The following is a 17017-nucleotide window of genomic DNA, read 5'->3' as shown; positions in this document are numbered from 1 at the left end:
AGATGTGTATAAGAGACAGTCATTAGACAATTAATAAAGATTTACCTCGTTAACGTACTTAAGTTTAACAGCTTTGTAACTACTTCAAAGAGACTCTGCTATGAGTCTGTTAAAACTAAGTATTGTTGCACTGACGCAATCATTGCCTTCGATAGAATTCGCTGAAAGCCGTGGTGATCGCAACGTTGTCAACGCCATGGAAGCAAATCAGAAAGCAATGGCCGCCTACGCTGCGCAAAAAGGCAAGACCGCTCCGGAAATTCAGAAATATCACTATAGAATGAAGTTTGATATCGCAAAAGTGGTGAGTATGACCCCACCAATTCGCTCTTGCAACATTGTACCTTTTCGAATGACCTATGAGGACTCAGCTGGAAAGCTTCACACTATTGAATACCAAATTATTGGTGTGTGTCGTAACACGCACGAATGAACGAATGACGTGAATAAGGGCTGTTTTTTCAATGGTTGGTATCACCAGTTGGTGTGTCCATGTGAACGAGCCCCATGAAAGACAGGACACCGTTTCCCCCTTACGATAAGGGATAGGCAAACGGTTATGTTTATGACTAATAGCAACGACAAGAGTGGGGAGCTTTTGGGCCAGGAGCGGCGGCGCCGCTGGAGTCCAGAGCAAAAGCTGGCCATGGTTCGCGAGAGCCTTGAGCCAGGACAAAGTGTGTCGGTCGTCGCTCGGCGCAACGGCATCAATGCCAATCAGTTGTTCTTGTGGCGCAAGCTGTATCAGGACGGCAGCCTGTCGGCGGTCAGTGCTGGCGAAGCCGTGGTGCCTGCCTCCGAGCTAAGCGATGCGCTCAAGCAGATCCGTGAACTGCAACGGATGCTGGGCAAGAAAACGATGGAAGCCGAAATCCTCAAAGAGGCCGTGGAGATCGCCCGGTCGCGAAAATGGATTGCGCACTCACCCTTGTTGCCGGGGGACGACCAGTGAAGCTGGTCAGCGAATGTCTCGGTGTGGCGCGCTCGCAATTAACGGTTCGAATCAAGCAATCGGTATCGCCCAAAGTGCGGCGAAGCAGGCCTGTGAACGATGTAGAACTGGTCGCTGAAATCCAGCAAGAGGTCAGCGAACTGCCCAGTTATGGATACCGTCGCGTCTGGGGACTGCTGCGTCGTGCACGTGAAAAGCGGTCGCTGCCGGCGGTCAACGTGAAACGGATTTACCGGGTGATGCGTGACCACAACCTTTTGCTTGAACGCCGGATCAAACAGCCCGGCGTGCCGCGTCGGCACGAAGGCCGTATTGCAGTGGAAACCAGTGATACGCGTTGGTGCTCGGACGGCTTTGAGTTCCGTTGCGAGGACGGTGCCAAACTGAGCGTGACCTTCGCCCTCGATTGCTGTGATCGCGAAGCCATCGGCTGGGTCGCGAGCCCGACCGGGTACAGCGGCGATGATATCCGCGACTTGATGCTGGAAAGCGTGGAGAAGCGCTTTGGTGATCAACTGCCCGCTACGCCGGTGCAATGGCTAAGCGACAACGGCTCGGCGTACACCGCCGAACAGACACGCCTGTTTGCTCGACAGATCGGTTTGCAGCCGGTGACCACCCCAGTTCGCAGCCCGCAGAGCAACGGCATGGCCGAGAGCTTCGTGAAGACGCTCAAACGTGATTATGTGGCGCACATGCCCAAGTCGGATCGAGAAACGGCGCTGCGCAACCTGGCAATTGCCTTCGAGCATTACAACGAGCAGCATCCGCACAGCGCCTTGAAATATCGTTCACCGAGGGAGTTCAGGCGCTTAGCGGGAACATCAATTTAACGGGGAGTTGGTGTCCGGTTTTATAGGGGCAAGTCCACCATGGATGTTTGGAAAACCCAGCTTGAAGGTCGTGATCTTACCCGGGCGGCTATTAACTTCTGCGACTCCCTGATGCAAACTCATGATTGATTTCACAATGGCTAAACCAAGCCCGGTACTTCCTCCAGCGCGCGAATGATGAGTGTCAACTCGATAAAAGCGATCGAATAAGTGCGGTAGGTGTTGAGGTTCAATACCTGCGCCTCGGTTGGCTACATGTAGCGAGACTTCTGTGGCATGGACTTCGATGGTGATTGTGATGGCTTGGCCTACTGGGCAATGGCGGATTGCATTGGACATCAGGTTGGAAATTGCCCGCTGAATCATCAACCGATCACCAATGGTCGACCCCCTGCCAGTAACGCTCACGCTGATCTGTTTATCTTCCGCCGACAGTGAAAACAGATTGATGACCTTCAAGGCTTCATCCTCCAGAGCAATGGTCTCAAACGGGACCAGCGCAGCGGGATGACTGACCTGTGCCAGGAAAAGCATGTCCGAGACAATCCGGGCTACGCGCCCAAGCTCTTCGGTGGAGGACTCCAAAACCGCTTTGTACTCCTCGGCCGGCCTCTCCCGGGACAACGTCACCTGGGCTTTGCCCATCAGGTTGGAAATGGGTGCTCGTAGTTCGTGGGCCAAGTCATCGGAGAACTGCGACAACTGCTGAACATCGCTGTCTAGTCGGTGCAGCATGAAGTTGATGCCATGGGCCAGTTCGCTGAGCTCCTGCGGCATCTTGACCACCGAGAGTCGATGGCTGAGGTCCTGAGCAGAGATCATGGCGGCCACCTTGCGAAACTCCCGCAGCGGCGCGAGCCCCCGTTTTACCACTGCCCAGGCACTGAGGCCGATAAGTAGCAGCAGCAACGGCAAGGCCATGATCGTCGAGCTTAGATATGTGCTGAGCAGCGCTTCATCGTTGGCGCAATCAAGCGACAGCAATACGGCGACATTCGTACCGTTCGGCAAGCGGATCAGTCTGGATGCAGTCAGGAAGTGCCGGCCCTGATCATCGGTGCTTCGGGAGTACGACACCTTGTCGGTGGCAGCCCCTGCCGCCTTCAACTCCGCCCTGGGGTCCGTCAAGCCAAAGCCTGACTTCAAGAGCGGCGTCCTCATATTTATCAGGTCATAAATGGTAAGGTTGAGGTGGTCATGCCCCATCACCTGATCCAGCAAAACGTGCGGTTTAATGTTGATGTCGACAGGTTTTTCATACAGCGAAAGACTGTGCTCGATTTGCCGCATTTTCTCGCTCAAGTTGTCTTTTGACAGTTTATCTAACTCATGCGTTAGCGCGAGGAACGCAAGAACCGCCAGAAATAACACCAACAATGCGCCCATGATACTCACCGCCAAACCCAGCCGCATCGACAGGCTTGCCGACTTCATTCCCGGGCCTCCAGTACATAGCCAACGCCGCGCAGGGTATGGATTAGCTTCTTGTCAAAAGGATCATCAATCTTGGCCCTCAGGCGGCGGATTGAAACCTCGACCACATTGGTGTCGCAGTCGAAGTTCATGTCCCAGACCAATGAAATGATCTGAGTGCGGGAAAGCACCTCACCCGACTGGCGCATCAAAAGGTGCAGCAAAGCAAATTCCTTGGTCGTCAGGTCGATACGCTGCTCGCCCCGGAAGGCCCTATGGCGGCCCTGGTCGAGTTCCAGATCGGCGACTTTCAAGACCTCAGGGACGGAAACTTGTTCGCTGCGACGCATTAAAGTTCGTACCCGGGCCAACAGTTCCGGAAATTCGAATGGCTTGACCAGATAGTCATCGGCACCCAGGTCCAGGCCGCGGATCTTGTCCGCCAGGCGCCCGCGAGCGGTTAGCATCATGACCCGGGTGTTACTGCTTTGGCGCAGTCGCTCGAGCACACCCCAGCCATCAAGTTGTGGTAGATCGACGTCAAGTATTACCAAGTCGTAGGTTTGTTGACGCGCAAGGTGAAGTCCATCCGTACCATTCGCCGCGCGGTCTACTATATAGCCGCTTTCAGTCAAACCCTGATGCAGGTATTCGGCAGTTTTAAGCTCATCCTCAACTACAAGCATTCGCATGGTAGTGCCGCCCTATGTAATATGAATTGAATAATAAAATTTCGAAGTTTATTTAAGTGCCCGACTAAGAAATGATGTAGAACTATTCGATCATAAAAATCTCAAAACCGCGCATTGCTCAAGTGATCAGTATCAAGCCTGAAGCTGCTACAGGGTCAACAGGAGGAGGACATTTTACGATAAAAGTATTTGCGACTATATGTCGCAGGCATGTTAATGCGCGACTCCCGTACATTTATTTCAGCCAGAAGCCAAGCTCCGCTCGGCTGATATCTATGGGGAATCGTTTCGAAGTGTTACGGCGCAGATAGTCAATTTAATGCTGCACGCATTTTTTGGGGAGACTGGCAGGATGTACCAAGGGGAGTTGATCTCGCTTTGCGATTTTTAAGTACCCCGCGCTATCTATGCTCTATGCATTTTCGGATTCGCGTTTTTGGACTATTGTTTATCGTGATTTTAGTTACGGCTTTACTAAAATCACTACTTTTGTTTTTGGGCTTTTAAGTTGCTTTGTGCATTATATTTTGGAAATGTAAGTTGAAAAACTGTCAGATGGCCCGGCATACTTTGGACCTCTGCCATTCCCTGGTGCAGGCTCATGATGGATCGGACAATGGCCAACCCTAATCCAGTACCACCTTCAGCTCGTGAGCGACTGTTATCCACACGATAGAAGCGATCGAAAATGTGAAACAAGTGCTGGTGCTCAATTCCTACCCCAGGATTGCTTATTGATAGGGAGACTTTTTCAGATTGCGTTTCAATCGCTATAGCAATGGACTGCCCTGCTGGGCAGTGACGAATGGCATTTGATAAAAGATTGGAAATAGCCCGTTGAATCATGAGCCGATCACCTAAAACTTTACCCCATCCGCTGACAGTTATACCAACGCTCTTTTCCTCAGCCGATAGCGAAAAAAGGTCGATGACTTTTAGGGCTTCATCCTCTAGTAAAATGCTTTCAAACGGCACGAGTGCGGCCGGATGACTAACTTGGGCCAAGAAAAGCATGTCTGAAACAATTCTGGTGACTCGTCCTAGTTCCTCGGTGCATGACTCTAAAACAGCCTTGTACTCTTTTGCCGGGCGTTCTCGAGAAAGTGTTACCTGAGCTTTCCCCATAAGGTTCGTAATCGGTGACCGCAGCTCATGCGCCAAGTCATCAGAGAATTGCGATAGTTGTTGAACTCCGCCGTCAAGACGGTGCAGCATGAAGTTTATACCGTGAGCAAGCTCACTGAGTTCTTGGGGCATCTTGACAACTGAGAGTCGATGACTTAAATCCTGGGCCGACACCATTGCTGCAACTTTCCGGAATTCCCGAAGGGGGGATAAGCCACGTTGCACAATAGCCCAGGCGCTGATACCAATCAGAATCAGCAACAGTGGAACCGCTACAATGGTCGAACTCAGGTAGGCGCTCAATAGCGTTTCATCATTCGAGCGATCAATAGACAGTAGGACCGATACGAACTCACCATCCTTTAATTTCATGAGCTTAGAGGCGGTGAGGATGTGGATTCCGGACTCTTCGGCTGGGGAATAGTACGACAGCTTATTACTGGCGGCTGTTCCGGCTTGATTCGTAGATACTTCAGGTATATCTGCTCCAAAACTCAGCAGAGGTTCACTCATGTTGTCATCATCAAAGATGGTCAGGTTAAGATTGTCGTGTCCCAGCACTTGATCTAATAGCACGTGTGGTTTTAAACTCATGTCGCGGGTACTAATATCCATCAGTAGACTGTGCTCAATCTGACTCATCTTCTTCTCTAAGCTATTTTTTGCGCGCGAATCAAGTTCGTGAGTAAGCGCTAAAAAAGCTAGTATCGCTAAAAGCACTACTAGTACCGCTCCCATAATGCTAACTGTCAACCCCAGCCGCATCGATAGGCTGACCGGTTTCATTTCCTCGCCTCCAATACATAGCCTACGCCACGAAGGGTATGTATTAATTTTGTTTCAAATGGATCATCTATTTTTGCTCTCAATCTTCGTATCGAAACTTCGACAACGTTTGTGTCGCAGTCAAAGTTCATATCCCACACTAAAGAGATAATTTGAGTGCGAGATAACACCTCTCCTGATTGACGCATCAACAGATGAAGCAGCGCGAACTCCTTTGTCGTCAGATCTATGCGTTGCTTTCCGCGGAATGCGCGATGTCTGCCTTGATCAAGTTCAAGGTCAGCGACTTTTAATACCTCCGGAACTGGAATATGTTCGCTGCGACGCATTAAAGTGCGTACTCTTGCAAGCAACTCAGGGAATTCAAATGGCTTGACCAGGTAATCATCGGCTCCCAAATCCAATCCTTTGATTTTGTCTGCCAGACGCCCTCTTGCAGTCAGCATCATTACCCGAGTGCTACTAGTCTGCCGAATATTTTCAAGAACGTCCCAACCGTCAATTTCAGGTAGATTTACGTCTAGTATTACCAGATCATAAGCTTGCTGACGTGCTAGATGGAGTCCATCAGCCCCGGTCGATGCGCAGTCTACAATATAGCCACTTTCAGTCAGGCCTTGATGTAAGTACTCAGCAGTCTTCAGCTCGTCCTCTATCACAAGGATTCGCATAGGATTTCACCCTCTGGTAAATGTATCGGAATGATTTGATGCTCGTTAAACATGGTTTAAGGGCATTATTAATCTGTATAAACGTTTCGATTCTGGCTACATCTTTAATTTTATTCGCAATATGGTCTTTTTAAAGCTTTGCAAGGTTCGTCATGTTTCCTTTACCTCCCAAAGTATTAGGTTCGGCGCCCCTTTTTTGTTTCGGGTTGTTTCTTGGCGCGAGCACTTATTGACTTCATCCTAATGCATTAATTGAGGTTTTTCCGCTGGATAACGTATTTGTAATTTTTCAGTCACCTTGTTGATAGGTGCGGAGAATTACATTTGCCTCATGGGAAATTCTTTTTGTTTTAAAGGTTTAAGGAATGATGGAATTACTTCGGTGTAGAAAGTTTATTGCTCACCCAATCACGCATAAGACCATGCTAAGAGCAGGTCTCATTTCGATCCTTGCGCTTTTTACTAGTCCTTTGTTTGCGGCGACCGCTCAAATGCTCACAATGGATCAGGCGCTTGAAACTGCTTTTGCCAATAACCCTGATCTGGCGGCCGCTCAATGGGAGACTGGTATTGCTCAGGGAGAGCGACAGCAGGCAGGGTTGATCCCTAACCCTGAGGTTTCCTGGGAGGCTGAAGATACTCGGCGAAACTCGCGCACTACGACGGTAATGATCAACCAGCCGATCGAGCTTGGCGGTAAGCGCGGGGCTAGGATCGAGGTGGCCAGTCGAGCTCAAGACGCGGCCGGGATTGAATTGGAACGCAAACGCAATGTTCTGCGTGCCGATGTCATTCAGGCGTTTTACAGCTCCTCGACGGCTCAGCAAAGGCTGCTGTTATCACGTCAATCACTTGAGCTCGCCGAGCGCGGTTTGCGTGTAGCTCAAGGTCGCATCAAGAGTGGTAAATCCTCACCCGTTGAAGGTACTCGCGCAGAGGTTCAGCTATCAGAAGTGCGTCTGGAGCTGAGGCGGGCTGAGCGGGATGAGGCCAGTGCCTACCAGCGACTCGCTCAGGTCATGGGCGCGCCTTTGCCTGCATTCGTGTCTGTGGGTGATCCAGGCCGGTCGATGCCAACCGTACCGGATTCGTCACTGCTGCTTAATCGCATAGGTGAAACCGCGGAGCTACGATTGGCAAAACTGCAAATAGATCAGCGGGAAGCCTCCCTTGGCCTGGAGAAGGCTCAGCGAATTCCCGACCTCACCGTGAGTATCGGGAGCCAATACGACGAGCGCGAGCGCGAGCGGGTGAATGTTGTGGGGCTGTCTATGCCCATCCCATTGTTTAACCGTAACCAGGGCAACGTACTAGCCGCTGCCCGCCGTACCGATCAAGCCCGCGACCTTCGTAACGCCAGTGAGTTACGCCTGCGCACAGAAATCCAGACCACCCTGGATCAGTGGATGACGGCTAACACTGAAGTCGCGTCGTTCAATCAAACCATCCTGCCTGCCGCGCAAAGTGCCGTCGACACCGCTACCCGAGGTTTCGAAATGGGCAAGTTTAACTTCCTCGACGTACTCGATGCTCAGCGCACCTTGATTAGCGCCCGCACGCAATACATCCAGGCTATCGCCGAGGCGACAGACGCCTGGGTGCGCATCGAGCGAATTTTCGGAGATGTCGCCCTTCTCACTCGTACTCCGTGAATTTCATATAACGCTTTTTTTACCGCTGCTCAGCATCGCAATACCACGGTAATCCGTGACTGCCGACTGGGCTGCGCAGGGAGTTTCCATGGATAAAAAACTAATTCTCGTCACTGCACTGACCTTGACGGTGGGTATAGGCATCGGCTCGTTGTGGATGGGCAGCCCATCGGTGCCCTCAGCCGAAGCTCAGGCTCAGGCTCAGGAGGGCAAAGGCCATGACGATCACGGCGATGAAACTACTGGCAAGAAATCGGCCGAGGGCGAACACGCCGAAGGCGAAGCGGAAGAAGGTCACTTGACTCTGAGCGAAGAGCAGATCAGCTCAGCCGGCATCCAGTTGGTCGAAGCCAAGGCGCAGAGTATTAGCCTTTCATTGCCCTTTCCTGGAGAAATCCGTTTTGATGAAGACCGCACTGCGCATGTGGTGCCCCGCGTACCCGGTGTCGTCGAGTCGGTCCATGTCAATCTTGGTCAACCGGTGAAAAAAGGCCAGTTGCTGGCCGTGATCGCCAGCCAACAAATTTCTGATCAGCGTAGTGAACAAGCCGCGGCGCAACGTCGTCTTGAGTTGGCCCGTACTACCTACGAGCGAGAGCGACAGTTATGGCAGGACAAAATCTCTGCCGAACAGGATTTCCTGCAAGCCCGCCAGGCTTTGCAAGAAGCCGAAATCGCCCTCAGCAATGCTCGACAAAAAATCAGCGTACTCAGTGGCAGCTCGGTCACCAGCGGGGGTAACCGATATGAATTGCGTGCGCCGTTTGACGGGGTTGTCGTTGAGAAACACTTGGGCCTCGGTGAGGTTGTCAGCGAAACCACTAATGCCTTCACCCTCTCCGACTTGTCGCGTGTGTGGGTGACCTTTGGTGTCTCGCCAAAGGATTTAAACAAGGTACTGGTGGGCAAGTCGGTCACGGTCAGTGCGCCGGAACTGAATGCCGAAGTCACTGGAACCGTGGCCTATGTCGGCAGTTTGTTGGGCGAGCAAACTCGTACAGCCACGGTCCGCGTGACCTTGGCCAATCCACAAGGTGCATGGCGTCCCGGGCTATTCGTGACCGTGCAGGTTGACACTGATACTCGGCAAACAAAGGTCGCAGTACCAGAAGCGGCTATCCAGACGGTCGAGGACAAGCAAACTGTTTTCGTTCGAACGGACGACGGGTTTAAAGCTCAGCCAGTGGAGACAGGTGGCCGTTCGGCGGGTCTGGTCGAGATCACGGAGGGCCTGGAGCCCGGTGTTCAAGTCGCCGCTGCCGGCAGTTTCATTCTGAAATCAGAACTGGGTAAAGCCTCGGCTGAACACGCCCACTGATCCGCCACTTCCACGAGAAGGTTCTCATGTTCGAACGCCTGATCCAATTTGCCATCGAGCAGCGCATCATCGTGCTGCTCGCGGTTCTCCTCATGGCCGGCCTCGGTATAGCCAGCTACCAGAAGCTGCCGATCGACGCCGTTCCCGATATCACCAACGTCCAGGTGCAAATCAACACAGGGGCAGCAGGTTTTTCACCACTGGAAACCGAGCAGCGCATCACGTTCCCCATCGAAACTGCAATGGCTGGTTTGCCGGCTCTAGAACAAACTCGCTCGCTGTCACGCTCGGGTTTGTCGCAAGTCACAGTGATCTTCAAGGAAGGCACTGACCTGTTCTTCGCCCGACAATTGGTCAACGAACGGTTGCAGGTGGCCAAGGAGCAACTGCCCGAGGGTGTGGAAGCCGTCATGGGGCCGATCTCAACCGGTCTGGGTGAAATTTTCCTGTGGACGGTCGAGGCTGAAGAAGGTGCTGTCAAGGAGGACGGCAACCCCTATACGCCGACCGACCTGAGGGTGATCCAAGACTGGATCATAAAACCTCAGCTGCGCAATGTTCCCGGGGTCGCCGAAATCAATACCATTGGCGGGTTCGCCAAGGAGTACCAGATTGCGCCTGATCCAAAACGCTTGGCGGCTTACAAGCTTACGCTGACTGACCTTGTTACAGCGCTGGAGCGCAACAACGCTAACGTCGGTGCCGGTTACATCGAACACAGTGGCGAACAGTTACTGATTCGCGCACCCGGCCAAGTAGCGACCACCGACGATATCGCCAATATCGTCATGGCCAACGTCGACGGTACGCCCATCCGCGTCAAGAACGTCGCAACCGTGGACATCGGCCGTGAATTGCGCACGGGGGCCGCGACCGAAAACGGTCGTGAAGTGGTGCTCGGCACAGTGTTCATGCTGATCGGTGAGAACAGCCGCACCGTGGCCCAGGCCGTTGCCAGCAAGCTTGAGCAAATCAACCGCTCACTGCCAAAAGGGGTGGTGGCAGTCACCGTCTATGACCGTACCAATTTGGTGGACAAGGCGATTGCCACCGTTAAGAAGAACTTGATTGAAGGTGCGATTCTGGTAATCGCGATTCTGTTCCTGTTCCTTGGCAACATTCGCGCCGCTCTGATCACTGCCATGGTGATCCCGCTCGCGATGCTATTCACATTCACTGGCATGTTCACCAACAAGGTCAGCGCCAACCTGATGAGCCTCGGAGCGTTGGACTTTGGCATCATCGTTGATGGCGCGGTGGTCATTGTCGAAAACGCCATCCGTCGTCTGGCCCATGCACAGCAACACCACGGACGCATCCTCACCCGCTCCGAACGCTTTCACGAAGTGTTCGCGGCGGCCAAGGAAGCACGCCGACCGCTGATTTTCGGCCAGTTGATCATCATGGTCGTGTACCTACCGATTTTTGCCCTCACCGGCGTCGAAGGAAAAATGTTTCACCCGATGGCGTTTACTGTGGTGATTGCCTTGCTCGGCGCGATGCTGTTGTCGGTGACCTTTGTCCCGGCGGCGATTGCGATGTTCGTCACCGGTAAGGTCAAGGAAGAAGAGAACATCATCATGCGTGGCGCCCGTCGGGTGTATGCGCCAGCGCTAGAATGGGTCATGGGCCATCGATCAATGGCATTCGCCATAGCACTAGCCGTTATCGCGGTGTGCGGTGTGGTCGCCAGTCGAATGGGCAGCGAGTTTGTGCCGAGCCTCAGTGAAGGGGATTTCGCGTTACAAGCACTGCGTGTACCAGGTACCAGCCTGACGCAATCGGTAGAAATGCAGCAACGTCTGGAAAGACTTGTGTTAGCAAAGGTACCGGAGGTCAAGCGGATGTTTGCTCGTACTGGTACAGCAGAAATTGCCTCAGACCCAATGCCACCAAACATCTCTGACAGCTACGTGATGCTCAAGCCGAAGAATCAATGGCCTGATCCGAATAAATCCAGAGAGGCGTTGGTAGCTGATATCCAAAAAGCTACAGCCGGAATGCCCGGAAGCAACTATGAGCTTTCTCAGCCTATTCAATTGCGTTTTAACGAGCTGATTTCAGGCGTGCGCAGTGATGTGGCGGTCAAGGTCTTCGGTGATGACATGGCGGTGCTTAACAGCACCGCTGCAAAAATTGCCGCGTCCATGCAGAAGATCAATGGTGCCTCCGAGGTCAAAGTCGAGCAAACGTCGGGACTGCCGGTACTGACCATCAACATCGACCGTGACAAAGCCGCCCGTTACGGACTGAACGTTGGCGACGTACAAGACACCATTGCGGTGGCGGTCGGTGGTCGTCAAGCCGGTACGATGTATGAGGGAGACCGCCGATTCGACATGGTGGTGCGTTTATCCGACGCCATGCGTAAGGATCTCGAGGGATTGTCCACACTGCTAATCCCGGTACCGGCGCTGCTTAACACCAATGCCGATCAGATCGGGTTTATTGCTCTTTCAGAGGTGGCTAGCCTCGATCTAGTGTTGGGACCTAACCAGGTCAGTCGTGAAAACGGCAAACGTCTGGTGATCGTCAGCGCCAACGTGCGTGGGCGTGATATCGGCTCATTTGTACAGGAGGCCAGTAGCGCCATTGATAAAGAAGTGCAGATCCCGGCCGGTTACTGGACCAACTGGGGAGGACAGTTCGAGCAGCTCCAATCCGCTGCCAAGCGACTACAGATTGTAGTCCCGGTGGCCCTGCTCTTGGTGTTCGCACTCTTGTTCATGATGTTCAACAACCTCAAGGATGGCCTATTGGTGTTCACCGGTATTCCATTCGCATTGACGGGGGGAGTCATGGCTTTATGGCTCCGAGACATCCCGCTGTCGATCTCGGCAGGTGTTGGTTTCATCGCGTTGTCGGGCGTGGCGGTGCTGAATGGTCTGGTGATGATTGCGTTCATCCGCAATCTTCGGGAGGAAGGACATTCGTTGAGTTCCGCAATCAATGAAGGGGCTCTTACCCGTTTGCGCCCAGTGTTGATGACAGCTCTGGTGGCCTCTCTTGGCTTTATTCCGATGGCACTGGCCACCGGAACGGGGGCAGAGGTCCAGAGACCCCTGGCTACCGTGGTGATCGGGGGCATCCTATCCTCAACTGCGTTGACCCTGCTGATATTGCCTGCGCTTTATCAATGGGCGCACCGCCGAGACGAGGAAGAAGCCGAAGACGAAGACGATAAAATAGAAGCCGTATAATTCTTTAGTTTTAAAAGCCCACTATCGAGATTCGATAGTGGGCTTTTTTATGTGAGCTACATAACGAATCTGTAATCTTGGCGCCACCGTGTTGATAGGTTCGAATTGATACCCTACTAGCGTTAACTATATGAGGTGTCAGTATGAAAATTGCTCAAATCTGCGCTCTTGCGGGTGCTTTAATCCTTTCTTCAGTTGCTTTAGCCGAAGGTGGGGGGGACAGAACCTTCGAAAAAATGATGGCGGCGCGAGATGTGGCAATGGAGGCATATGTTGCTAGAGAAGGGAAGAGCGTTCCCGTGGTTTCAAGTGATGCTAAAGATGAGACAGGTAAAATGTAGTAGTACTGCGTATAAAAAACCGCTTCCGGTTTCCGGCGGCGGTTTTTTTTACGGCTTTATTACACATTCGTAACCTAGCCGCCACGCCATCGCAATGTTCGAATTGATATCCTTGTAACAGTTAATATATGAGGTACTAAATATGAAGTTCATGAGTATTATTACTTTCGCTGGAGCTCTGACGTTATCCTCTCTCGTACTGGCGGAAGGGGGAGGAGACAAAGCCTTTGAAAAGATGATGGTGGCGAATGCTAAAGCCATGGAGCAGTATGCAATTAGCCAGGGGAAAAGCGCCCCTGTGTCGAAAGAATACGAGTACGGGATGAAGGTGGATGTTGTGAAGGTTATCAGTGTGGTGCGGCCTGCAAAAGTCTGCGCAGTGGTGCCCGCCGCAATGACCTATGAAGATTCAAAAGGACAGCTAAATACAATTAGGTACACTGTGGCTGGAGAGTGTCGTAAACGAGGCGGCTAGCAGCTATGCTGCTGTCAGAGGGATTTATAACGCTCGATTAACCTCAATACTTAGAGGTATCGGGCGTTTTTTATATGCTCGTGTTTTAACGGTCATAAAAAAGACGCCCCGAGGGACGTCTTAAAAATTCACCTTTTTCCAAAGGAGCTTCTAAAGGTGAGCTTGGAGCTTTTAACTGAACAGCGATGAGTTTCAGATTTTCACATACTAGCTACTTGTCTATAGGACTCCAACCAGATGCGCTAGCTAGATTCCTATTAACTCCCACTCACTATAAGCAATTCAAGTTAACATGAAGATGATTGAAAAATTACATTTTTGAAATCTTTCTAGCGAAAACGGGATATTCGTGAAGAACGAATTATCCCGTTCAGGTATTACAGAATCGCTAGTGGGTACTCAACGATCACACGGACTTCATCCAAATCAGACTCAAACGCGGTTGCACGGGTGTTCATTTGTCGCAAGCGGAAGGACATATCTTTCAAGGAGCCTGTCTGAACGACGTATTTTACTTCGATGTCGCGCTCCCAACGTTTCTGATCGGTCAACGGGTTTCCATCCGCATCGCGCCGCATGTATGTGGCGTTGGCGTTGGAGTAGTCGGCGTCGGTGCCACGACCATAACGTGTCATAAACGACAAGCCAGGTACACCATACGAGCTCATGTCGAGGTCGTAACGCACCATCCATGAACGTTCTTTTGGCGAGTTGAAGTCGCTGTACTGGATTGAGTTGTCGAGAAAGATGGAATCCGACTGACGCAGATAGTCGAAGTCGTCGTTACCATTATTTCGCTGGTGAGAAAGTGCAAGTGAGTGTGCGCCATACTTCACGCCAACCTTAGCGCTCCAAATATTGTTGTCGAACTCGCCCAGCAGTTTTTTCCCTTCGTCAACGGCCTTGTAGTAATTCACACCGCCGAATACGGAAAGCTCATCAGAGAAGGAGTAGTTCAACCCGGTGCCAGCATAGTATTGATTCCAGGCGTCTTTGAGACGACTGGAGTAAAGACTAACGATAATATTCTTATTCACATTGTAGTCGCCACCAAAATAGCCGACCCAAGGTGAGTTAACTGGGCCTGCATAGAAGGTTGCGAAGTTGTCGCGCATATTGCTGGAGACTGGTTGACTCATAGCATGCAGGCGACCACCCTGAACTGTCAGCCCTTCGATGCTGGTATTGGTAGCGGTCACACCACGGAAACTTTCCGGTAAAAGCCTTGAGTCGCCAGAAGCCACGACAGGGTTGGCGGGAAATACATCACCTACTTTCACCACAGTGTCAAAAGCGCGAACTTTTGCCGCGCCACCGACTTTCGTGTATTCATCTCGAGCTTCGCCGTCGCCATTGACAGGTAGCACATCGAATGAACTACGACCGCCGTTACGACCGTCACCCGTATCAAGCTTCAAACCGATCATCGCGAAAGCGTCGACGCCCACGCCTACAGTGCCTTGGGTAAACCCGGATTCGAACTTACTGATAATCGCATGCGACCAAGCTTCGGAGTAGCCATTGCCCGTGGGGCTTGATTGACCGTTACGATGATCACGATTGAAGTAGAAATTTCGATTGAGCACGGTAAGGCTGCTGTCTTCGATAAACCCCCCAGTCTTTTCCTCCGCAAACACTATAGAAGGCCCAGAACTGACAACCAACGCCAAAGCGGCCATCGAAAATTTCGTATTGTTATCCATTAATCACTCCTTAGGTTCGGCAGAACTAGAAAGCTCTTCGGCTGGAATTATTGTTTACGGGAGCAGTTTCTGCTCCCGTATCGTCGCCGACTTGTATCGTTGCAATTTGAAGATAACGGGGAGATGATTGAAAAATTACAATTCTGTAATGTTCGCCTGTTTTTTCAAAATTAACTTTTGCGGCATGCCCCCAACCGATGGGTGGCTCTACCTTTACTAGGGCTTTTCTCAGGAATTCTCTTAACCAGCAGCACGAATCCACACCTGAAAGTGCGCATGCTCAGGAGCTGAAATCAGTTCTCGATGCATCGTCACAGTGAAGTCGAACCGAGATCGTTTAGATTTTTGGCTCACCTGACCAATCTGACCATCACACAGCTTTATATGATTCAAGCAGTGACCGCGGTCAAGTTGGGATGCGGTAATAGCTGTACCCGGAAGGCGGTGGCCGCTAACCAAAATGGGATAGCAATAGCGGAAATATTCCGGATGTAGTGTTGTGGAGTTCCCCATCCGCTTGTTCAAAAAACCGAGTATTTTTTAATACTGCTGGAGTTGTTGCTTTTGGACTTTATCAGCCAGTCCCTATTACGGCGCATACTGGTCAAGTTACATGCAAACGAATGTCTGCAAGAAAACAACTGGCTGGTCAGTGGTATTGCATAGGGAGCAAGAGCAGTGCAATGAAGCACGCTCTTTAACGACACGATAGTTACTGGATGGGTTTGACCGAGACCACATCGAAATATTTGAATTTCTTTTTTTTAGCTTCTTTTTTAGCCTCTTGTTCCGCGATAAGAGTACTCAGCGTGTTCGCATCATAAATGAACACGCTCACGTCGCCTTCGAAGTCCTTGGTAACGTGCAGTGTCACCCTCAGCTTCAGTGATAGCGGTTTAGAGTTTAGTCGGGACGTTGGACTCGGCTGCGGCTTTGCGAGTACTACGGGGTCGGATTGTTTTGGGGAGCCGAATAGCGCCAAGCGCATATCCTCCTCATTCAGTTCAACGCTCATCTGGGATTTCTCGTCGCTAATGTAAGACGCGGGACCTTCATTACGTAGACTACGTGGCAAGCTCCTGCTGACTGCCAACTGTGATGGCCTCAGGAGTTTCAAATGGTGGGTTTTCATCTCTTAACGTTCATCACTGAGCGATTGAAAACGACGTGGCCGAGGGATAAGCCAGATTTCCTGCAAAGCGCAGCCTTTATGAAAACCGCCGCACGCTCCAGCTCCGTTGAGGATGCTGCGTGCTCAGCTGCCATCTGTTTGTTGCGAGCATAAATTTTTTCCTCGATCAATTGTAGGCAGCGTGGATCATTATTCAACAGTTTGAACTTACTAATCCTATTTCACCTTAAAATTTTCCATAGAAATGAGGCAAAGCCTTTACGGGCTGAGAAAGTTCGGGGCTACGTTGAGCGCGGAAAACACGATCGACAGGATGGTCATCAATAGCCATACGAAACCATCCCAGTATTTTATCGCGGCCAGCAGCAAGGCCCCGACGATTGGCAGCAAGGACAGCCCCTTCAGCAAGCGAAAGGTCCTGGTTAGCGTTCGGCCCTGCTTGTCGACCTGGTCGATGGTGATCCTGAGCAAGCCCTGAAGTTTTGGGGGATAGGTTTTTATCTTGTCCTTAAAATCATCGAAGATGACATTGAAACTGTGTAGCAGGCGCTCTGTTTGCAGCATTTGATTGTGCAGGATCGCAAGCAGAACCACAGAGTGCGCATTCCACGCCATCCGGCCACCCAGTCCACCAACATCCGGCCACCCGTTCCACGCTCATCCGGCCAGGCAGTCGGAGCGCAGCGACGCAGGTTTGCATTGTTAGTCTGAAGTCCCTGTCGTC

The 17017-nt window shown here is 51.6% G+C and carries 14 protein-coding genes; 7 read left to right on the top strand and 7 right to left on the bottom strand.

The annotated features are described in order from the left end of the window. Positions 1-100: 100 nt before the first annotated feature. Together UB23_RS21845 and UB23_RS28840 are read left to right on the top strand one after the other, a co-directional pair. The gene (locus tag UB23_RS21845) at positions 101-433 is read left to right on the top strand and encodes a DUF2790 domain-containing protein (protein WP_045061364.1); all 333 of its coding nucleotides are present in this window, start codon (positions 101-103) and stop codon (positions 431-433) included. A 132-nt stretch (positions 434-565) separates the two neighbouring features. Then, a protein-coding gene (locus UB23_RS28840; RefSeq protein WP_412548475.1) for an IS3 family transposase occupies positions 566-1785 on the top strand; the annotation gives its coding sequence in 2 pieces (ribosomal slippage) (positions 566-911 and positions 911-1785; 1221 coding nt in all). On the opposite strand, the gene UB23_RS21830 is transcribed toward UB23_RS28840, so the two are convergent. From UB23_RS21830 to UB23_RS21815, 4 genes are all read right to left on the bottom strand, one after another. Then, a complete protein-coding gene (locus tag UB23_RS21830; RefSeq protein ID WP_045061363.1) occupies positions 1777-3219 on the bottom strand; it encodes a heavy metal sensor histidine kinase in 1443 nt (480 codons plus the stop codon). The two genes, UB23_RS28840 and UB23_RS21830, sit on opposite strands and share 9 nt — an antisense overlap. Beyond that, positions 3216-3890 (bottom strand): heavy metal response regulator transcription factor, encoded by a 675-nt coding sequence (locus tag UB23_RS21825; RefSeq protein ID WP_045061362.1) that lies wholly within the window; start codon positions 3888-3890, stop codon positions 3216-3218. Before UB23_RS21825 ends, UB23_RS21830 begins: the two co-directional genes overlap by 4 nt. Positions 3891-4373: 483 nt before the next feature. Further along, the gene (locus UB23_RS21820; RefSeq protein WP_045061361.1) at positions 4374-5801 is read right to left on the bottom strand and encodes a heavy metal sensor histidine kinase; all 1428 of its coding nucleotides are present in this window, start codon (positions 5799-5801) and stop codon (positions 4374-4376) included. Continuing rightward, complete coding sequence (locus UB23_RS21815) at positions 5798-6472, bottom strand: heavy metal response regulator transcription factor (RefSeq protein WP_045061360.1); 675 nt, start codon at positions 6470-6472, stop codon at positions 5798-5800. The genes UB23_RS21820 and UB23_RS21815 overlap by 4 nt, the downstream gene beginning before the upstream one ends. 365 nt (positions 6473-6837) lie before the next feature. On the opposite strand from UB23_RS21815, the gene UB23_RS21810 reads away from it, so the two are divergent. The 5 genes from UB23_RS21810 (at position 6838) to UB23_RS21790 (ending at position 13458) form a co-directional block, all read left to right on the top strand. After that, complete coding sequence (locus tag UB23_RS21810; protein WP_152644308.1) at positions 6838-8124, top strand: TolC family protein; 1287 nt, start codon at positions 6838-6840, stop codon at positions 8122-8124. An 88-nt stretch (positions 8125-8212) separates the two neighbouring features. After that, the gene (locus UB23_RS21805) at positions 8213-9442 is read left to right on the top strand and encodes an efflux RND transporter periplasmic adaptor subunit (protein ID WP_045061359.1); all 1230 of its coding nucleotides are present in this window, start codon (positions 8213-8215) and stop codon (positions 9440-9442) included. Positions 9443-9468: 26 nt separating this feature from the next. Further along, entirely contained in the window at positions 9469-12642 is a 3174-nt protein-coding gene (locus UB23_RS21800; protein WP_045061358.1) for a CusA/CzcA family heavy metal efflux RND transporter, read from the top strand. A 143-nt stretch (positions 12643-12785) separates the two neighbouring features. Further along, on the top strand, positions 12786-12983 hold the full coding sequence (locus UB23_RS21795; protein ID WP_017341679.1) for a co-regulatory protein PtrA N-terminal domain-containing protein: 198 nt from the start codon (positions 12786-12788) through the stop codon (positions 12981-12983). Positions 12984-13125: 142 nt separating this feature from the next. Next, positions 13126-13458 carry a DUF2790 domain-containing protein gene (locus tag UB23_RS21790; protein ID WP_017341680.1) on the top strand — a complete coding sequence of 111 codons (333 nt, stop codon included), beginning with the start codon at positions 13126-13128 and terminating at the stop codon, positions 13456-13458. 377 nt (positions 13459-13835) lie between these two features. Here the strand turns inward: UB23_RS21790 and UB23_RS21785 are convergent, their stop codons facing one another. The 3 genes from UB23_RS21785 to UB23_RS21775 form a co-directional block, all read right to left on the bottom strand. Then, positions 13836-15161, bottom strand: coding sequence for an OprD family porin (locus UB23_RS21785; protein WP_045061357.1), 1326 nt, complete (start codon positions 15159-15161; stop codon positions 13836-13838). 712 nt (positions 15162-15873) lie between these two features. Further along, a complete protein-coding gene (locus UB23_RS21780; RefSeq protein ID WP_045061356.1) occupies positions 15874-16176 on the bottom strand; it encodes a hypothetical protein in 303 nt (100 codons plus the stop codon). Positions 16177-16551: 375 nt separating this feature from the next. Then, positions 16552-16908 carry a hypothetical protein gene (locus UB23_RS21775; protein WP_045061355.1) on the bottom strand — a complete coding sequence of 119 codons (357 nt, stop codon included), beginning with the start codon at positions 16906-16908 and terminating at the stop codon, positions 16552-16554. Between the last annotated feature and the right edge of the window lie 109 nt (positions 16909-17017).

It is taken from the genome of Pseudomonas sp. ES3-33 (assembly GCF_000952175.1).
GTDB lineage: Bacteria > Pseudomonadota > Gammaproteobacteria > Pseudomonadales > Pseudomonadaceae > Aquipseudomonas > Aquipseudomonas gregormendelii.
The sequence above is the reverse complement of the archived record's forward strand: the minus strand, read 5'-3'. Positions and strand labels throughout refer to the sequence as shown.